Genomic DNA, 19256 nt, shown 5'->3' with positions numbered 1-19256 from the left:
ATGCGTTGAATTAAAAAGTAACACTTAAGCCAGAATAATAGGTTACCACCAGCGGGTTGTTGCCTTGCGTACCCTCCGGGTCCCATCCTTTCGGATAATGGCTCGAGGTGAATAAATCGGTAGCGCTTACAAATATTCTCGCATTTTTTACGCCGAAACGTTTAAGCAAGCCGGGGCTGAATGTATAGCCGAAGGTTACATCCTTTAAGCGGATGTAGGAGCCATTGAAGAACCAAAAATCTGAGCTCTGATCGTAATTTACGTTCTTGTTATTGTAGCTCAGTCTGGGGTATTTGGCATTCGGGCGATCGGGCGTCCAGTAGTTATTAAGGTAATAGGTGTTTACGTTGCCAAAGTTGCTGTCGAACGGCTGTACCATAAACCCGCTTAAGCGGCTAAGCTGTTTGCCAATACCCTGGAACGAGAAACCCAAATCGAAATTCTTGTACTTTACGTTACCATTACCGCCAAATAAATAGCGGGGCAGCGAATTGCCTAAAGGCACCTGGTCTTTATCAGCAGTTATTTTACCGTCGCCGTTCAGGTCGGCGTATTTAAGGTCGCCCGGTTTTTCGGCACCGGTTAATTTGGCCGATGCTGTTACATCTGCGGCATCCTTAAAGTAGCCCAGGTTGCGGTATCCGTACCAAACGTTATATGGCTGCCCTTCCAGTAGGGCGTATGAGCCAAGCGTTGAGGTGCCTTTCAGATCGGCAATTTTATTTTTGTAATCGGACAGGTTTACCGAGAAGCTGTACTTCCAGTCTTTGCCGACCCGGTCGTTCCAACCTATCTGCAGCTCCCAGCCTTTGTTCAGCATTTTGCCGCCATTTTGCGGGGTTGCCAGCAAGCCGGTATTCAAAGGGATAGGTAAATTCAACAGAATATCGTAGGTGGTTTTGTTGAAATAATCGGCCGTTATAGACAGTCGATCTTTAAAAAACGCTACGTCCACGCCAATATCAAAATCCTGCTTGGTTTCCCAGGTGATATCCTGAACCGCGTAATTCAACTGGTTGCCCGCAGTAGCCGGTACAATTTGCCCTGCCGAATTGTAAAACAACACGGTATTGAGGTTAATTAGCGATTGATAGCTGTAGTTGCCTATCTGCTGGTTACCGTTGCGGCCCCATGACCCCCTCACCTTCAGGAAAGAAAAGGGCATTTTGCCTTTAAAGATCTCTTCTTCAGACACTACCCATCCACCCGATACTGCCGGAAAAAAACCCCAGCGGTTTTCCGGCGCAAAGCGCGATGAGCCGTCGTAACGGGCATTTACCTGCAACAGGTATTTACCTTTGTAGCTGTAGTTTATCCGCCCAAAAAACGACCGCAGGGCACTCTCGGATGCGTTGCCGGAGTTGGTTGCGTTCAGCTTTGCGCCGGCATCAATTACCTGGTAAGCAGGCAAAACATAACCATCGCGAAAGGCGCTCGAGTTCTCGTCTCGGAAATCGTTGCTCTCATAGCCCAGCAATACCGCAATAGAATGATCGCGTGCTACAGTTACCTGGTAGTTGGCCAAAAACTGTGCGTTCAATGCCTGGTTATACGAGCTTGATTGCGTTAAGGCGTTGGTATTGTTAAACCTGTTCAAAACAATCGAAGGATCGGGCAAGGATGTGTACGATACAATTTGCGAGAAGGCGCTTGAATTGAGAAAACCCAACTGCGGAGCAAATATGCCGCTCAGCCTTAAACCTTTTACCGGGGCATAATTCAATTGCATGCGGGCGCTAAACTGGTTGTTACGCACATTTGTACGTCCACCCATCATGTTGTTTGCTATGGGGTTGGCGCCGTCTTTACCCGGTGCGTAGCGGCCATCGGTGTAATAATCATCATAAATGGCGGGGAGTTGCCTTACCAGGTTAATATCTGATGTGGTGGCAGATAGCGATTGCGCCCTGTAGTAAGAGAAATCTACGTTAGCATTCAGCTTATCGTTGAAACGCAGATCGTTATTCACACGGAACGAGTAGCGGTTAAAAGAACGGTTGGGTTCCAGCCCGTCCTGGTTGATGTAGCCGGCTATTACCTTTGTACGCACATTTTTGTTGCCGATGGTGAAATTCAGGTCGTGCCTGTGCTGAAAAGCGCTCTTTTTAAAGTAGCCCGCCTGCCAGTTGGTATTGGGGTATTTATCGGGCTCGGCGGCGCTTAAAGCGGCGTAATCTCTAATTATTGCGGGGTCGTAAATAGGCGTGGCGCCATCATTAACCTTCAGCTCGTTAAACAATGCCATATAGGTTTGTGCATCAACAAAGGTTGGCATAGTGATAGGTTTCTGCAAGCCAAAATCCACGTTGTAGGTTAGGTCGGCCTGTCCATCTTTGGCACGTTTGGTGGTTACCAGAATTACGCCCGCCGCTGCACGCGAACCGTAGATAGCAGAAGATGCTGCATCCTTAAGCACCGATATACTCTCCACGTTATCGGGGTTCAGGTTATCAAGGCTTCCGGGTACACCATCAATGATCACCAACGGGTCGTTTACGCCTAAAGTGGTAATACCACGTATCAGGATACTGCCGCTAGCGCCCGGCGTACCGGCGTTGCGCGATACCTGCACGCCGGGTATAGCGCCCTGCAGGGCCTGGCTTATGCGGGTTGTTTTACGCTCGGTTATCAGGTCGCCGCTGAGCGTACCTACAGAGCCGGTAAGGTCTTTTTTTATGGCCGTGCCGTAACCAACCACAATTACCTCGTTAAGGTTGTTGCCATCGTTTAGCAGGGTAATGGTGCTGCCATTCTTAAACGAAGCCAGGTCCAGTTCCTGCGTTTTGTAGCCCACAAATGTTACGCGGAGCTTATTCTCCGGATTGTTAGAGGCAATACTAAAATCGCCTTTGACATCAGCCGCTGCAGCCTTCCCTTCTACCGTTAGGTAAACAGTAGCGCCAACCAGTGGCAAGCCGTTGCCATCAACTATCTTACCTTTTATAATTTGGGTGCTTTGCGCAGCCAGCAAATTATATGATAAGATCAGCATGATTAAAAAAGTAAGTTTTTTCATCATCAGGTTAATTTTTAGGTGTTGATAAATAGTTTAATTGCGCAACGTGGCAGCAAAAGCGCTTTCCTTTACCTGCCGTTGCATTTGGGCTGTTTAACCCGTTGATTTTATAGTTCATGATAATTAGGATTTAATGGCACCCGCCGCGTTGAAGCGTAAAGCCGCCTGTAATAATTGGTTGACCGAAAGTATTGCGGAAACAGCCTGTTTAAATGTCGGAAAGACAAAAAACACGAATGGGAACGCTCCCAAATTTGGGACTGCTCCCATTAAGGTAGTAGATAAGGTTTGCCGAAAATAAAACAACCGGTTAAAAATAAATGCTTTACCTTGGGAACGCTCCCAAATTTGGGATTGCTTATATTTTATCAAGTGAAGAAACATCAAACTACCATATTTGATATCGCTAAAGAATTAGGTATATCAAAATCTACCGTATCGAGAGCCCTGACCGGGCATCCCAGCGTACACGAGCAAACGCGCGACAAGGTGTTAAAGCTGGCCAATCAGCTGGAGTATCAGCGCAATATGTTCTCTATAGGTTTAATGAAAAAAGCAAGCCACACGTTGGGTATCATCGTACCAGAATTCTCTCGCTCGTTTTTTCCGCAACTGATCATCGGGGCTCAGGAAAGGGCCAAAGAGGCAGGCTACAACCTCATCATCAGCCAAAGCGACGAGAGCTACGAAACAGAGGTATCAAACGCGCAAGTAATGCTGGCCCACCAGGTTGATGGTTTGCTGATATCTATTACCCGCGAAACCAACAATTTTGAGCATCTCAAGCTTTTTCAGCGCAAGGGTATCCCCATTGTTTTTTTTAACCGGGTATGCGATGAGATGATCGTACCCAAGGTGATCGTAGAGGATCAGGAAGGCGCCTTCGCCGCCGTTGAACATTTGATAGTCCGCGGCAAACGCCGGATAGCCCACCTGTCGGGCCCCGAATCGTTGAGTATATGCAAGCGGAGAAAGGCCGGGTACATGGCCGCGCTGGCTAAACACCAGATAGCATTCGACGATGACCTGCTGGTTCATTATGACCTGGCGATTAACAAGGTAAAAATCTACATCAACTATTTTCTTAACCTGAAGGAACGGCCTGATGCCATTTTTTGCATTAACGACCCTACGGCTATAGAGGCCATCCGGCTTATCAAAGAAACCGGCCTGCACATCCCCAGGGATATCGCTATCATCGGCTTTAGTAATGATTTTGTTTCCTCGCTTATCGAGCCCTCGCTAACCACCGTGGAGCAGCCCATAAAAGAAATGGGCAGAACCGCCACCCAGCTACTGCTGGACCAGATAGATCGCGACCTGGCCGATTGGAAAGCTCCCACAGTTGTCCTAAAAACGCAGCTGATCGTACGCAATTCAAGTTGATCGCTATAAAATATTACGGCCCCATAAGGAGCCATAACATCAATTGTGCAGGTATAAAAACTATTTAGTGGCTATATACTCGGCGTAAGCCGATTGCCCGTACAGGTTACGCGCAGCCAGCTTAACCTGTATAGTTTTCGGGCTGCCTTTTACCCTGAACCGGTACTGGTCTACCTGGCTGGCGGTGATGATTTCGGTATGCCAGGTGTTTTCTAATGGCAGTTTATATTGCAGGCTGTACCCAATCGATTTTTTAATTGGCACAAAGCATATAATGGCATCGCTGTTGTTTAAAATAACCCCCTGTATAAAGGGTTTCGCCGGTATAATACCTCCATCAGGCATCACCGCAATCTCTGCCGACCAGCTATCGTTTTGCGCACTGCGTTTCATGCGGTAGTAATATTGTTTGCCATTAGTAAGGCCCTCTACATGTATTACGCCTTTGGTGGTGGCCGTTATTTGTTTGGCATTGGCATAATTGCCGGCTTTATTAGTTACCTGTACAACAAACTCCTTATCATCGGGCAAGGTTGAAAAACCGATAAAGAAGCCGCCATCCGCAGGCTCAGTGTATTGGATAAAAGGGCGCAAAACGGCATCGGTTACTTTAACAGGCGGCAAACTGGTTACCGTTTCGCCCATATTGTTCATGCTGATAAGACTCAGTTCTACCGTTTGCTGCCTGCTTAGCCCGGGTACGGTTATATAATTTATGGTGGATACCGGGGTTTCCCGTTCCGCGCCGCCATCTACCGTGTACCTCAACTTATATGCCGTAGCCGTGTTGCTTTTTTCATATAACACTTTTAGCAGGCAGTTTTGGTCTGCTGTTTTGCTGTAAGGGTCTAAGGCGCTGTAGGCTGCTATTACTTTTGTTGCCTGCGGCTTTTTAAAATACATAGTGGTATCGTACAGCGTATAATTCAACGGCGAAACAATGCTTACGTTGGCCATCAGCGGTTCGCGGCGGGTTACTTTACCAGCGAGGGATAAATCGAAGGCTGCATCGCCGGGGATAACATCCTGCAAGGCTTTGCTGCCGGCGGCGGTTATCAGCTGCTTAGCGTCAAGCAGTTTCCAAACTACGCGGTAATTATGCAGGGGGTAAGCCGGCATATCTAAAACACCGTGCGGCTTTAAAGATAATTTAGCGGTAAACTGCTTATTGCCTTCGGCGAGGGCAGCGTTGCTCAACGCAATATCCGCAAACGGCATATTGGCCTTTTTATAAGAATAAAATGCGTTCTTTTTCTGGCGGAAAACATCCACTATACCCCATGGGCGGTTCTGCGAAAATTCTTTGGTACCGGTGTAATTGCTGCGATAATCGTTAAACGTCCACAACGAGGCGCCGATAAGGTGGGGCTTCTGGGATATATCATTCATCAGCGCCTTAATGGTAAAATCTGCCGACAGATCTTCATTCAGTTGGTTATAGCCAAATTCGGAGTAAAAAAGCGTTTTGTTCGGGTGCAGTTTGTGTACTTTATCAGCATAACTGCCGCTTGCACCGTATCGGTTTATAAAACCAAGATCCGAAAATATTAAGGGGTCTTGCTCCCGGTCGGCGGTGTGGCTTATCATTACATGCATACGGGTGGTATCCAGGGGCCTGGTATAAATAATGCTGCTTTCTACATAATCCATTACATCGGCGTTGCGGCCAATCTCGTTGCCAACACTCCAACCGAATATGCAGGCGTGGTTAAAGTGATCGCCAATCATGCGCTTCATCCAGGCATTGGTAATCTCGTTGTCTTTTTTTACCAAATCCGTTTCGCCCCATACCGGTATCTCTTCTATAATTAAAATGCCCTTTTCATCTAAATAATCAAGCAATTCTTTGTGATACGGCACATGCGACATCCGGGCCATACCCACGCCAAGGCCCTTCATCAGGTCGATATCCTCCTTTACGCGCCAAAGCGGCAATACGTTGCCGTTGGTGCGATCGTCGGGCACCAGGTTAAAGCCAATGGGCCGCAGCACTTCGCCGTTTAGTTTAAGCTGAAATTTTACGTTATCCAGCTCAACCCTACGTAAGCCAAACCTATCCTCCTGTTCGTCTATAGTAACGTTGTTTTTTACAAGCACCACTTTGCAGGTATACAGCTGCGGATCATCGAGGCTCCAAAGCTTTATATCGCCGGCAAGCAACTGCGTTTTAAGGTTTATCGCCTGCAGGCTGCCGGCCGCAATAATGGCACCGAAGGGAATTGCTTCAACGAGCTTTTTTTGCTGATAAACCAACACGCTCCCGCTTACTTTTTGGGCAGATGTTTCCTTATTGAAAACACTCACCGAAAAATCGATAACAGCAGTTTTATAATCCGGACTAACCTTTGGGGTAATACGGTTCTGCTTTATATACACCGTATTGTTTACCAACAGCTTAACCGGCCTGCGGATTCCGCCCCAGTTCCACAAGGCACCTACCTTAAAACTGTTATCGGCACTAACAGTAATGGTGTTGCCTGCGCCATAGTTTAAAAATCCGGATATATCCTTTTCAAATTCGAGGTAACCTAAATTATTGGCGATAACAAATTTGCCGTTTACCCAAACCTTAACATCGCTGCTCACGCCTTCGAAATAGATCCGGATGAGTTTGCCCTTTAGTTCAGCCGGTATGTTGAATGTTCTTTTATACCAGGCCTTGCCGGTATAATTTGCGTACTCATTTTTGGTATCCCAGTTGCCCGGTACGGTTAAAGCGTCTGGAAATATTATTTTATCGTTGGCAAACCATTCTTGTTTCTCGCCTTCGTTGGCCGGGTCGGTTTTAAACAACCATTTCCCGTCCAGCGAAATCTCGCTACCGGTAATCGCGACCACCTTAGTTGGCAGCACGCCGTGCTTTAAATTATGTTCGTTTGAGAACGCAACGGTATGTATTATGCACAGTAAAATAATGGATGCTAAAAACTTCTGCATAATGGTATCTGATAATGTTGTAGTTGGTTTCCAAATCTATTCAGTTATCATCAGCAAAGAACAGCTTTTAATTATTAACCCAACATGGGAACGCTCCCATTTTTGGGATGCATCCCATAGGTATTATCCCAAGAAAATCTGCGGCTAAATCCGGCTATATTCTGCATTTTTAAACTCGCTTATTTCATCCATAATTGTACGCGTTTATGCTCAACATAATGTGCTTTAAAATAAAAGGCAATTAATTATGAAATATACATTCACCATCGTTTACTTCTTGTGCTCAATTACCGCAGCATTTGCTCAAAAAACTTTCATAGCACCCGGGCAGACCCGGCCCGACCAGAACGGGAACCACGTACAAGCGCATGGCGGCGGAATTATTAAAATAAAAAACACCTATTACTGGTATGGCGAAGAACGCCGGCAGGGCCTCGACCCAAACCTGCGTTACGTAAGCTGCTACTCTTCAAAAGACCTGATGACCTGGACTTTCCAGAAAGACGTGGTTCAGATGGCTGACCCCGAAAACCTTGGCGCAGGCTGGATACTGGAACGGCCAAAGGTTTACTACCAGGCTAAGGGGGAAAATACGTAATGTATTTCCATTTGGATAATAAGGCCTACTCTTATGCTCGTGTTGGTATTGCTGTTAGCGACAGCGCCAACGGGAATTTTAAGTTTGTGAAAAGTTTTAGGCCGCTGGGCCGCCAAAGCCGTGACCTAGGCCAGTTTATTGATGACGACGGGACGGCTTACCTCATTTTTGAAGACCGGGAACTTGGCTTCCACATCGTGAAACTCTCGGCCGACCTGATGAGCGTGGAGAAAGAAATGAGCCTTGTAAAAGCGCCTCTTGAAGGTGGCGCAATTGTACATTACAAAGGGCTTTATTATGCCATAGGCTCTGCCTTAACCGGCTGGAACCCCAACCCCAACATATATGCTACGGCAACATCGCTGGAAGGGCCATGGAGTGATTTTAAGGATATTGCCCCGCCCGAAACCAATACCTACCAATCCCAATCAACCATGATGCTTAAGGTAACCGGCACCAAAACAACCACGGTAATATTTATGGCAGACGAGTGGAATCCCAAAGCACAATGGGATTCGCGGTACCTATGGATGCCACTGGAAATAGTCGACGGAAAGTTGTGGCTACCTAAACCACAGCCATGGTCACTTGATATTAAAACCGGGATGGCTAAAATTCTGCAATAAACAGGTTTCAGTTTTGAATCTTTTGTCTTTTATTACATTAACGATAATATTTGTTTTATAAGGATTAGCGATAATTGATTGTTTTGGAGGGCGACATATTCGGTGACCTGCCTAAACTTGACTATATAAAAAATTGATTTAGAGCGCACTGACCATTTGTGTCTGTTCCCTCCCTCTCCTTGAGTTGCATATCAAAGTATTTGAGTATTCTTTGACATAAATCTAATAAAGGGGTTTTGATTTTGCAGTTCCTCCAAAACGTTCAATAAACCACATTATATCGGTGACTTTTTCGAGGCTTTCAATATATCCCTGTAATTGGGGCGGTCGCCAATAAGTCTAAAAGTTCGCTTCCACTTCGATTAATTCAATATACCAACCTCAATTTTTTGATAAAGAACACTAAATGCTTATGATTATATCACATTGGCATCGCGTTTGAAACCTGGTGAGCAATGCGGTTAGTGTGAAACGAAAGCCCTGTAAAGCATTGATTATAAGACCGCTAAAAGAATACAAATATTCCCCTACCACTCCTGTGCGCCAGTTGATTGTAAGCAATTCAAAAAGTTCCTGTATACCAATCGTTCAAACACAGCTCATTTATCTTTAAGAACCATTGTTCCTCGTGCTCATGAGTTATCGAATCACTTAATATGCAAAACAACATGGGGCTTAGTTAGTTGATGTAAGCAGATGAGGATAATCGGATATTACACCATCTACTTTTAAACTTTTCAACTGTTCTATTTCCGCCTTGGTGTTCACCGTCCAGGGTAATACTTTAATTTTTTGTTCGTGGCAGTTCTTCACAAAATCAGCATCCACTATTTTGTAAGCCGGGCTGATAATAAAGGGGATAAAGCCAAGCTCTTTAATATAGTCTTCCGCAGTATGTTTATCCTGCACCAGGTAAGAGGTGCGCACCGCCGGATACTTTTTGTGTATGATCTGTATCGTCCGTTTATCAAAAGATTGTATTACCACGTAAGTTGTTATTTTCTTTTTCTCAATAACATCCATCAGTAGTTTTACAAATTCATCGGGGCCGGGGTTGTAGATGCCATCTCCCTCTGGCGAGCATTTGGTTTCGATGTTGTAAAACACCTGCGGTTTATGCTTGGCCTTAATATACGTTTGTACCGAATCTATCAGTTCGGCAAGGAGCGGCATGTAGGTTTTAATTTTCTTTTGCCGCGCGAATTTGCGGTAATATTTGCTACCCACATCGTATCGTTTCAGCTCGGTATAGGGCATTTTATAGAGGATAAGCTGTTTGGCTTCTTCCACACTTATTTCCTTGCCCTCAGGTGTTAGGCTAAACAAAGGGTTAATATATTCGTCGTGCGAAAGCACAACCTGCCCGTCGGCACTGATGTGGGTATCCATCTCCAGCGTAGTAACGCCCAGGTCAATAGCACTCTTCATGGCCGGGATGGTGTTCTCGGGCATCAGCCCACGGCCGCCACGGTGCGCTTCGGTACTGAATGCCGGGTAAGGTACTTCAGTCATTTTAAAAAAGGTAAAGCCCGATGATACCACCAGGCTTACCCCTAACGCAATTAATAGTTTATTTTGCATCTACTTCACTAGAATATTTATTACCGAACCTATCGGTCACTTCTACTTTTACCTTCTTTACCGATGGGTCGAAATGGGTAACAAACAGGTGGTCGGTTTGTGTGGGTTCTACAAAATGCCTGCCTGCGGGTAGCTGATCTCCCTTGTAGAGGGTTACCGCCAGCGGGTCGTAGCCAATTTCTTTGGGCAATGTGCCCATAGGCTTATCATCCAGCAGGTATTCTACCTTCCATTCGGGGTCGTAATTCCAAACATTGGCTATCAGGCGCATCTGGTTGGTTAGCTTCTCCACATACAAACTTAGCTGATTTTCTACAGGCAGCCCTGTAGATTTATAATACCATTTTATTACCGTACCGTTAACTTCATAAACAGCGTAACCGCGCGGCGTGCCGTCGCCACAGATAGGGCCCGTCCACCAGCCACCGCAAACGGTGCCATGGTTGTGTTCAAAAATACTGTTGGTGATGTTGGTAGCGTTGTAATGCGTATGGCCCGACATGATGTGCACGTTATTAAAGCCTTTTAACAAAGCATAAAATTCCTTATTATTTTTCACCTGGTTGTACACCGGTATGTGCAGGTTAATGACAAGCAGAGCTCCTTTATCTACATATTGCAGATCCTTTGCCAGCCAGGCCAGCTGATCTTCGTTGATATAGCCATCGTACTCGCGTTCTGTGCCCATGTAGCGTACATCATCGAGTACCACATAGTGTGCCTTGCCGCGATTAAAGGAGTAGTAGGTAGGCCCATAAACCTTTTTAAAGGTAACATCAGATGTTTCATCGCCTCCCATGCGGTAATCCATATCGTGGTTGCCCAGCGCCTGGAAGAACGGGATGCCCATCTGCGCCACCGCCGCATTGTAATCCGGAAACAGCTCGTGGTTATCCCACACGATATCGCCCACACAAATGCCGTGTACCAGCGCATCTTTTCCAAGGGATTTAATAGTTTCGATGGTATCAGGCACCGAAGTATCCATCATCTGCTTCACATCCTTTTTATTTTTAACCTGCGGGTCTGCCCAGATAATGAAATGGTGACTATCGTCATTTCGTTTCAGCGGTTGCAGCTTAAAATCGAAGGTGTTTTTATCGCCGATGTTTTCGTAATGGCGGGCAACGTTGTAATCAGTTTTAAACTCGTAGCCTGCGGGGGTGCTCATGAATATGCTGGTTGCCTTAACGTTTGGCGTGAGGGAATAATTCCCCCTCGCATCGGTTAGCACTACGGAGAAGCCGTCAGAAATAGCTACGTTTTTAACGCCTTTTTTGCCATCGGTAACCTTGCCGGTAATAGTTTCTGCAATGCCGAACGCTGATAGTGCATTTGCTTTAAGCGCGATAAAGGCGCTGCCGGTTATAACACCAATGCTTTGTATAAATTTTCTTCTGTCCATTTGTTTTTCAAATAAAAGCAAGCCGATTTTTACGCCGGCTTGCGGTTTTTAGTTTTGAATTGTTGTGAAACCCGTTCCGGTTTCAATAGTACTTAACGGCGATGTTAACGTTAGCGGCACACTGGTTACCGTACGCCCTGTTGTCCATCTACCCGTAACGGCATCGTAAACGCCACCCAGCTGACTAAAGTTGCCTGTTGCAGGCAGCGTTAGTTTAGATTTATTGGTGCCACCGCCGTAAAACGCCTGGTTTTGGCGGGTTACGGGGTTAATGGTGCTGTAATAATCGGTATTGGTAATACGGTAGCCAATCTCCGGAGGGCCGGCAGCATAAACGGTACCGTTACCACCGTACATAATTATATCAAGAGGTACGCTGTTGGCATCAACTGTTGTGCCGGCAAATACAGATATACCTGCCACGTTACCGCTGTTGGCCAGCAAGTTTGCAGTGGCGATACCAAAGTCGGCGCCGTTTACGGTAGAGTATTGCGTGCTACTGATCCAGTTGGCCTCGCTGATATCGGTTGAGCCCAGGCCCCAGATGTTTTTATTGCCACCCACGTAAAAGAACTCCCCTTTTTTAACCGTACCCGACGTAAGGTTTATTTTATAACTGCGTGCCCCGCCAATTGCCCAGCCGGTTGCCGGTGCCGGGTTGGTGCCCGCGTTGTTACAGGTTACAATGGCAAAGTTGGTCACCGCGAAATCGATGTCGCGGGTGGCCATCAGCTGAATGTACTCCTGGTTGGCATCGCCGCCGGTTGGGTCGGTAAGGTAACCGGCAATTATTACCGGCGATGGCTTGATAACCGCCAGTGCGAACATATCATCAATAGTACGCGGCCATACCTGTATGGTGGTGTCAGCAGCGGTGATGTTGGCAAAAGGGATCCCCGTAAAATTAGCGCTAACCGGCAATGCCGCGGCCGAAAAATTTGCTGCAGCTTCGGTATGGAGCGTTACCCTGCCAAAACCATCGTTAATGGTTTTATCGCCGGCATAGGTTTCGCCGGCCTGTGGCTCGGGTTCGGTAATAGCCGAACTAATGGTTACCAGGGTGCTTTCGTAAACATCCGGCGAGGCAATAATACGGCCAGATGGTACCGCTTGTACTGCAATAGCTTTGTTTGATGCCACTTTGGTGATCGCAGCTTCGGTAAGCCCTTTCAGGCGCATGCTGCCACTTATTTTGGTGAGTGTAGCGCCGGTTACCTGTACCATTACCGAATCGCCGGGAACGTAGTTAGATGCCGCAGCTCCAATATCAATGGCAATACCACGGATGGCATTGCGGCGGTTGTTTTGCACTACCAGTATGCCCGCCGGGCTGTTGCCGCTTGCTGCGTTGGAAATTACCACGCCTGCTATCTCCTTTGCACCGCTCATGTTGTCGGTAGTAAGGGTTACGTCGGCACCTTTATATAGCGCCTTCATATCAACTACCGCTATAATAGGGCTAAGCGTGCCTTCGGCATAATCGTGTTTTTTACAGCCGGCCACGGCCATAGTGCCGAGTGCTGCCAGGTATAAATATATCTTTTTCATTGTTTGTATCTTTCTGAAGGTTTGGTACAATTATGGTTTTTGCCACCACACGTTAGTGTTTATTTCATCCGGCCCCTGCGCGGCAACAGCTGCCGTATAGTTAGTGGGATTAGCGCTTTGCACGTACACCGGGTAGGTTAGCCTTGCCGGCATTATGCCGTTGTTACGCAACCCGTTGCCCTTTGGTAAAACAGGGTGCCCGGTGCGACGGTACTCAAACCACTGCTCAAAATCTGTCCAAAACATGGAGTAGTATTTTTGCAGGTGGATCTGTTCCATCTTATCATCCAGGCTGCCTGCTTCGTTCCAGGCTATGTCACCAGTGGCTAAGTAGGTATCTATCGGGGTAGCAAATGTTGGGATCCAAAAGGTGATGCCGTTTTGTACGCCTGCTTTGTAATATGCCTCTGCCGAGCCAGAGATCCAGCCTTTTGCGGCTGCCTCTGCCAAAATAAACTGCAGCTCGCTGTAGTTCATAATGTTGCCCATCAGCGGGTCGTTCATTAAAGTGGTGGTTGATGTGGTAGACAGGAAGTACGATTTATGGTCCACTCCTTCGCCCGGCGCGTAACCGCTTGGCGCACCTACGTACCCGCCCTGGTAGGTAGCTATCGACCAGCGAAGGGTAGTTAACCTGGGATCGGCCCAGCGGTTAAGGTTATTGATAAAGAACTCGGCAATGCTGGGTTGCCGCCAATCCTGCTCGCGCACGCCGCCAATAAAGGGGGAGGTTAAAGCACCTACACCATTCCAGCGTAATACGGCGGCATCATCGTTGCTGGCCATCAGCGGGTAAAGTGTTGGGTTGGTATCTACCATGTCCTTAATTTTGGCAATCACATTCGCGCTTACCTCTGCCTTGCCCGATACACGAAGCAATAAACGCAGGTACAGGGTGTTACCAAACTTGCGCCATTTGGAAGCATTGCCATTAAACACCGGGTCGCTGCCGCCGTTTACATTGGCCACACCGTTCAACAGGGTATCTGCCTGTTCCAGCTTCTTAAAAATATCCAGGTAAATATCTTTTTGTTTGTCAAACGCTGGGGTAAAGTTGCCGTCCTTACCTTTATTCGAATCAAAATATGGTACATCGCCGTAGGTATCGGTCAGCAAGGAATAGATCCATGATTGGCAGATAAGCGAGATGCCCATATAGGTTTTGTTGTAAGTAAGCGGCTGGCTGGCAATATTGTAGATATCCTTAAAATTGGTAAGCTGCGTGTACCAGCCGTTCCAGGTATAATCTGCCCAGGTGCGCTTCACATCGTACCTAAAAACCTTGCCTTCCGAATCGCCGGGATCAACTGTTACCTGCATCAGTTCGTTATTAAGGTTGCGAGCACGCAGCATGTTTATGCTTACGGTATTTACCAGCGCCGGTGCAAGCAGTTGCTGCGGCAGGGCGTTGGGTGTGCCGTTGGGGTCAGTATTCAAGTCGATAAAACCCTTTTTACACCCTGCCATGGTAAAGGCAAGCAGTATAATTAGGGGCATAATTTGATATAGATTCCTTTTCATGATTAATAGTATTAAAGGCCAATAATGAGGTTAAAGCCAAATGTGCGGGTAGATGGGAATTGCGCTATCTCAAAGCCCTGCACAATATCGCTGCCCGAAAGCGTTCCAAATTCCGGGTCGAATACCGGCCAGTTGCTCCAGATAACCAGGTCGCGACCGTATACACCTACCGATGCACGTTGCAAACCCAGCCGTTTCACAAAGCCCGGGTTTAAGGTATAATCAAATCTTGCCTCGCGGAATTTGATAAAATTGGTAGAGAAAGTGTTTCCTTCAGCATTATCAATACCGTAGTGCGAGCGGTAGTAACCGTCGATATCCGAAGCAATCACATCGTTAGCGCGGTACGTGCCATCGGGATTGCGGATAACACCCTTACCAATGATGCCGTTGTAGCGGCCCGGTAAAGTAAGCGTGGTTTTACCCTGCTCGGCCAGTTTGTAGTTGGAGAGCGAGTAAGCCACGCCGCCCACCTGCGCATCAAACAATACATTGAGGTGGAACTGCCTGTACTTAAAATCGTGCCCCATGCTGGCTTTGTATTTAGGCATAGTGTTGCCCAGGTAAACCAAATCGTCCGACAGTCTTGCGAAACCGGTAGCTGCATCATAAACAATTTGTCCATCCGGCGAACGCAGGTAGCCACGGCCATACATATCGCCCATGCTGCCGCCAACGCGTGCCACAATTTGCCCGCCGCCTGTTGGGCCGGTGCGCAATACAACCGCGCTATCGGCCAGTTGCTTAATAGTGTTTTTGTTTGATGTAAAGGTGGTGTTGATGGTCCACTCGAACCAGCCGCGCTGGCGGACAGGGCTGCCATACAGTGATAGCTCCACGCCACGGTTGCTTACCTTACCTACGTTGATAACCGCCTGCGAAAAGCCGGACGATTGATCAACTGTTCTGTTCAATATCTGGTTCCTGGTGTTACCGGTGTAAAGCGCCAGGTCGAAGCCTAAGCGGTTGCCGAAGAAGCGCATCTCGGTACCAACCTCAAGCGTGGTGGTACGTAAGGGCTTCAGATCCGGATTGGCCAGGGTACGCGGGTTTTGCAAGCCGCCGTTGTAAGTGCTGCCCGCCGTAGTATAATTAAAAGTAGTTTGGTATGGTGTTGTAGTACCACTACCTACGCCCGCAAGCGATGCGCGGAATTTCATATAATCTATACCCTGTGGCATTTTAAACGCCTCCGATGCCAGAAAGCTTAAGCTTGCCGATGGGTAGAAGAAGCCTACCTGGTCGGTACGGTTGGCGGTGGCCAGCGTGCTCACCCAGTCTTGCCGGGCAGTCATATCGAGGTATAAATAATCTTTAAAGCTGGTTGATAGCAGGCCGTAAAAACTGTTAATGGCATAGGTAGAACGGAACGGTGATGTAACCAGCGGACCAGCATTATTGGCCAGCGAATACGCGCCCGGATACACCAACGAGTCGGCACGTACCTCATCGCGGTTGTAGGTGTTGCGCAGCATACTACCACCGGCGGTGGCAGTAACGTTAAAGTCTTTGTTTACCTTTTTGTTGTATTTCAGCAGGAAGTCACCACCGGCCTCCTGCGAGTAAATGTTTTGGGTACGGTAACTCCCTTTTGGGAATTTGGTGCCGGCATCGTATGGGCGCTGCTGCGAGCGTTGCTCGTAACCCATATCCATTGTGGCGCGCAATTGCAGGCTAAGTGCCTTGGTGATGCTGTAAGCTGCCTGCACGTTACCCGTAACCGAGTTACGGCTGGATTTGTTAATGAATTCGTACGATACCGCGTAAGGGTTCTCCGGGAAAGAACTGAAAGGATAAAAGATCTGCTTATCAGTTTGCCCAATACGCCAGTAATTTTTCAGTGCATTCAGATCGGCATTGGGTTGCCAAAATATGAACCAGTACATCAGCGACTGGTTACCATACCCCGCGCCGGGTAAATTATCGCTGTGTTTGTTATTATAGTTAACGTTAGAGCTGATCGTAAGCTTATCATTAATTTTTGAATTGACAGACAACGATAAACTGTTGCGTCCGTAACCCGTATTTGGTGTGATCCATTTATTGGTAACGTTTGTTGCCGAAAAACGTGCGGAAGTTTTATCGGTGCCGCCATCAATGCTTACGGAATTAGTTTTGGTTACCCCGGTTTGGAAAAACTCGCGGATCTGGTTTTTGTAGGGTACCCAGGGTGTACGCGTTTTGCCTTGCGCCTGTGTTGTGGGGTCTAACTGGTAAAAGTTCTGCCCATCAAATTTTGGGCCGTAGGCCGAACTTGTTGCGCTGGTGCTTGCACCATCGGGCCCTGTACCAAACGAATAGTAGTTACTTCCCGCAGTTCCCTGCCCGTATTCGTATTGCAGATCGGGCCAGCGGTTAACGTCCTCCATAGAGGTATTAGAGTTAAACGTGATACCCAAACCGCTATGCTTTGCACCCGATTTGGTGGTGATGATGATAGCTCCGTTGGCACCACGTTGCCCGTAAAGCGCAGCAGCGCCGGGGCCTTTTAGTACAGTAACGTTCTCAATATCATTTGGGTTAAGGTCGTTTAAGTTGCTGCCGTAATCGGCAGGCATAATATCGCTGCTTACGCCGTAGGCGGTTTCGCCTGCATTGGCGGTACGTCTGCCGCTACCCTGGTTTATTACCACTCCATCTACCACGATCAGGGCTTCGTTATCACCGGTGAGGTTATTCTCGCCACGCAGGATGATCTTGTTGGAACCTGCAGGGCCGCTGTTAGAGCGGATAAGATTTAAACCCGCCACCTTGCCCGAAAGCGCATCTGTCCAATTCCCGGAGATGGCGTTGGTAAGCTGCTCGCCTTTTACCGACGTTGTGGCATAACCCAAAGCTTTCTCCTCGCGTTTGATCCCGAGTGCTGTTACCACTACCTCGGTAAGCGCTGACGATGATGGTTTAAGGGCTATGTTTACTACAACCTTTCCGTTTGCAGGCACAGTGATGTTTTGTTTCACTGCCTTTTCGAATGATACAAACGTTACCTCAACGGTATAAGTACCGGCATCTACGCTCAGTGAAAAGCTGCCATCTACCAGTGCTACCGCAGATACGCCTGCTGCCGGCACCCTGATGGATGCACCCGGCAAGGGTTCGCCTTTTTCGTCTACTACCTTACCTTCTATTCTGCCTTTTCCCAGGCTGCGGGAAACAATCAGGATACTGTTATCGCCCGATTGGCGGAACGTGAAATTTGTACCTCTTAATAGCAGTTCCAAAGTTTCCTGTACCGTACGCTCGGCTTTGCTTAGCCTAACGGTACGCTTATCATCTAATGTGCTGTTATTATAACTGATAGACAGCCCGCTCAATTTCTCAAGCTGATGAAAGGCATCTTTAAGCGCAATGCCATCGGCACCAAAAATTACTTTTTTGTTTATTGCCGTTTGCGCGCAGGCTATTGTTGTGCCTAAAAAAGGCATCAGCAATAGCGACAGTATGGTTATTAGCCATAACTTTTTCATATATTTACTTAATTTATACTTGTTAATCGTGAGTTTAAATTCATAACAGTGGCCCGGGTTGTGTCCAGCAATTCGGGCCTGTTTTTCATCAGCGGCGTAAGTTTATTTCATTATCCTTCCTCCCTTTTCGTTGGTGTTTGATATAAATAGGTGTTTCCCGTTTTGCGTATAAGCCAGGCCCGATAAGGCTGTAAGATTATCCATCGCCTGCTCGAGCGGCAGGTTCATTAGCCTGGTGGTAAGGCGTACGCTGCTTAGTTCCGGTTCTGTAAAATCAATCTTCACGCCGTACTGGCGCTCCATCACGGAAGCAATGTCCTTTAATGAAGTGTTATAAAAAATAAGGTTGTTACTGATCCAGGCGCTTATATCGGCCGCCTTTGTTTTGTTGAAAGCAAACAGCCCCGTTTGGGTGTTGATGTTGATCTGCTCATCCGGTGTTAAATATTTCACCAACTGGTTTTTGCCGCTCACATTAGCCATTACCCCCACTTTGCCGGTGTTTACGGTTACAATAACCCTATCGTCGGCACCATAGGCCTTTACGTTGAAGGATGTGCCCAGCACAACCGTGCTGATCTCCCCGCTTTTTACTACGAAGGGTTTATCTGCCCTGTGCACCACATCAAAAAACGCCTCGCCATTCAGGTTTAGTTCGCGTTTATCGCTGCCAAAGTTTTTTGCATATTTAAGTGTGCTGCCACCGGCTAAGTATGCGATCGAGCCATCGGGCAAAGTAAGTTTGCTGCGTTTGCCATTAGGGTTGCTCACCACAGCAAAGGCATCGGCAGTAGTTTTATGAAAAATGTTTTTGTAACCAAACCAACCCGCCGCGCATACTACTAAAACGCTGGCAGCATAAGCCAGCCACTTTCTTTTTATCGGGCGAACTACTGCTGGTGTTTGCGATTGCGTGATATGCGTATTTATTTTAGCCCAGGTTTCCCCTGCGCTATCGGGCCGTTTAAGGCTCGCCTTTGCAGCCTCCAGTATGTGGATTGTATCGCTAAACTGCGTGAGGTTATCGGGATGTTCTTCTATCCAATCCTGCAAAGCAGTTAGGCCTTCATCGCTGATGGTTTTCTCGAAATATGCTATAATTAACCGGTGGTAACGTTCTTCCATGATCTGCTTCTGATAACAAAGACAGATTATGGCGGCCCGCTTACGT

At 47.4% G+C, this 19256-nt stretch carries 11 protein-coding genes; 3 read left to right on the top strand and 8 right to left on the bottom strand.

Annotation, left to right across the window (positions count from 1 at the left end; genetic code table 11):
- Positions 1-10: 10 nt before the first annotated feature.
- Positions 11-3019 carry a SusC/RagA family TonB-linked outer membrane protein gene (locus AC1DYT_RS02935; protein ID WP_477468158.1) on the bottom strand — a complete coding sequence of 1003 codons (3009 nt, stop codon included), beginning with the start codon at positions 3017-3019 and terminating at the stop codon, positions 11-13.
- A gap of 369 nt (positions 3020-3388) precedes the next feature.
- Between AC1DYT_RS02935 and AC1DYT_RS02930 the strand changes: the two genes are divergently transcribed.
- Positions 3389-4402 (top strand): LacI family DNA-binding transcriptional regulator, encoded by a 1014-nt coding sequence (locus AC1DYT_RS02930; RefSeq protein WP_477468157.1) that lies wholly within the window; start codon positions 3389-3391, stop codon positions 4400-4402.
- A 60-nt stretch (positions 4403-4462) separates the two neighbouring features.
- On the opposite strand, the gene AC1DYT_RS02925 is transcribed toward AC1DYT_RS02930, so the two are convergent.
- A complete protein-coding gene (locus AC1DYT_RS02925; protein ID WP_477468156.1) occupies positions 4463-7339 on the bottom strand; it encodes a glycoside hydrolase family 2 protein in 2877 nt (958 codons plus the stop codon).
- 247 nt (positions 7340-7586) lie between these two features.
- Here AC1DYT_RS02925 and AC1DYT_RS02920 point away from each other — a divergent pair, with 247 nt between their 5' ends.
- Together AC1DYT_RS02920 and AC1DYT_RS02915 are read left to right on the top strand one after the other, a co-directional pair.
- Positions 7587-7937 carry a hypothetical protein gene (locus AC1DYT_RS02920; RefSeq protein ID WP_477468155.1) on the top strand — a complete coding sequence of 117 codons (351 nt, stop codon included), beginning with the start codon at positions 7587-7589 and terminating at the stop codon, positions 7935-7937.
- Entirely contained in the window at positions 7937-8563 is a 627-nt protein-coding gene (locus AC1DYT_RS02915) for a family 43 glycosylhydrolase (protein WP_477468154.1), read from the top strand. Before AC1DYT_RS02920 ends, AC1DYT_RS02915 begins: the two co-directional genes overlap by 1 nt.
- A gap of 675 nt (positions 8564-9238) precedes the next feature.
- On the opposite strand, the gene AC1DYT_RS02910 is transcribed toward AC1DYT_RS02915, so the two are convergent.
- The 6 genes from AC1DYT_RS02910 to AC1DYT_RS02885 all read right to left on the bottom strand — a co-directional run bounded on the left by AC1DYT_RS02910 (position 9239) and on the right by AC1DYT_RS02885 (position 19210).
- Positions 9239-10144 (bottom strand): glycerophosphodiester phosphodiesterase family protein, encoded by a 906-nt coding sequence (locus AC1DYT_RS02910; protein ID WP_477468153.1) that lies wholly within the window; start codon positions 10142-10144, stop codon positions 9239-9241.
- Complete coding sequence (locus AC1DYT_RS02905) at positions 10134-11549, bottom strand: calcineurin-like phosphoesterase C-terminal domain-containing protein (RefSeq protein ID WP_477468152.1); 1416 nt, start codon at positions 11547-11549, stop codon at positions 10134-10136. Before AC1DYT_RS02905 ends, AC1DYT_RS02910 begins: the two co-directional genes overlap by 11 nt.
- Before the next feature lie 48 nt (positions 11550-11597).
- The gene (locus AC1DYT_RS02900) at positions 11598-13097 is read right to left on the bottom strand and encodes a DUF5689 domain-containing protein (protein ID WP_477468151.1); all 1500 of its coding nucleotides are present in this window, start codon (positions 13095-13097) and stop codon (positions 11598-11600) included.
- 30 nt (positions 13098-13127) lie between these two features.
- Positions 13128-14618 (bottom strand): SusD/RagB family nutrient-binding outer membrane lipoprotein, encoded by a 1491-nt coding sequence (locus tag AC1DYT_RS02895; RefSeq protein ID WP_477468150.1) that lies wholly within the window; start codon positions 14616-14618, stop codon positions 13128-13130.
- An 11-nt stretch (positions 14619-14629) separates the two neighbouring features.
- The gene (locus tag AC1DYT_RS02890; protein ID WP_477468149.1) at positions 14630-18085 is read right to left on the bottom strand and encodes a SusC/RagA family TonB-linked outer membrane protein; all 3456 of its coding nucleotides are present in this window, start codon (positions 18083-18085) and stop codon (positions 14630-14632) included.
- A 102-nt stretch (positions 18086-18187) separates the two neighbouring features.
- The gene (locus tag AC1DYT_RS02885; protein WP_477468148.1) at positions 18188-19210 is read right to left on the bottom strand and encodes a FecR family protein; all 1023 of its coding nucleotides are present in this window, start codon (positions 19208-19210) and stop codon (positions 18188-18190) included.
- Between the last annotated feature and the right edge of the window lie 46 nt (positions 19211-19256).

Source organism: Mucilaginibacter sp. P1_D10, from assembly GCF_056406215.1.
This window is presented reverse-complemented; position numbering and strand designations above follow the sequence as displayed.

Excerpts from the sequence above, each read along its gene's own strand:
- AC1DYT_RS02935 (WP_477468158.1), bottom strand. The coding sequence starts at position 3,019 with ATGATGAAAAAACTTACTTTTTTAATCATGCTGATCTTATCATATAAT.
- AC1DYT_RS02925 (WP_477468156.1), bottom strand. The coding sequence starts at position 7,339 with ATGCAGAAGTTTTTAGCATCCATTATTTTACTGTGCATAATACATACC.
- AC1DYT_RS02920 (WP_477468155.1), top strand. The coding sequence starts at position 7,587 with ATGAAATATACATTCACCATCGTTTACTTCTTGTGCTCAATTACCGCA.
- AC1DYT_RS02915 (WP_477468154.1), top strand. The coding sequence starts at position 7,937 with ATGTATTTCCATTTGGATAATAAGGCCTACTCTTATGCTCGTGTTGGT.
- AC1DYT_RS02910 (WP_477468153.1), bottom strand. The coding sequence starts at position 10,144 with ATGCAAAATAAACTATTAATTGCGTTAGGGGTAAGCCTGGTGGTATCA.
- AC1DYT_RS02905 (WP_477468152.1), bottom strand. The coding sequence starts at position 11,549 with ATGGACAGAAGAAAATTTATACAAAGCATTGGTGTTATAACCGGCAGC.
- AC1DYT_RS02900 (WP_477468151.1), bottom strand. The coding sequence starts at position 13,097 with ATGAAAAAGATATATTTATACCTGGCAGCACTCGGCACTATGGCCGTG.
- AC1DYT_RS02895 (WP_477468150.1), bottom strand. The coding sequence starts at position 14,618 with ATGAAAAGGAATCTATATCAAATTATGCCCCTAATTATACTGCTTGCC.
- AC1DYT_RS02890 (WP_477468149.1), bottom strand. The coding sequence starts at position 18,085 with ATGAAAAAGTTATGGCTAATAACCATACTGTCGCTATTGCTGATGCCT.
- AC1DYT_RS02885 (WP_477468148.1), bottom strand. The coding sequence starts at position 19,210 with ATGGAAGAACGTTACCACCGGTTAATTATAGCATATTTCGAGAAAACC.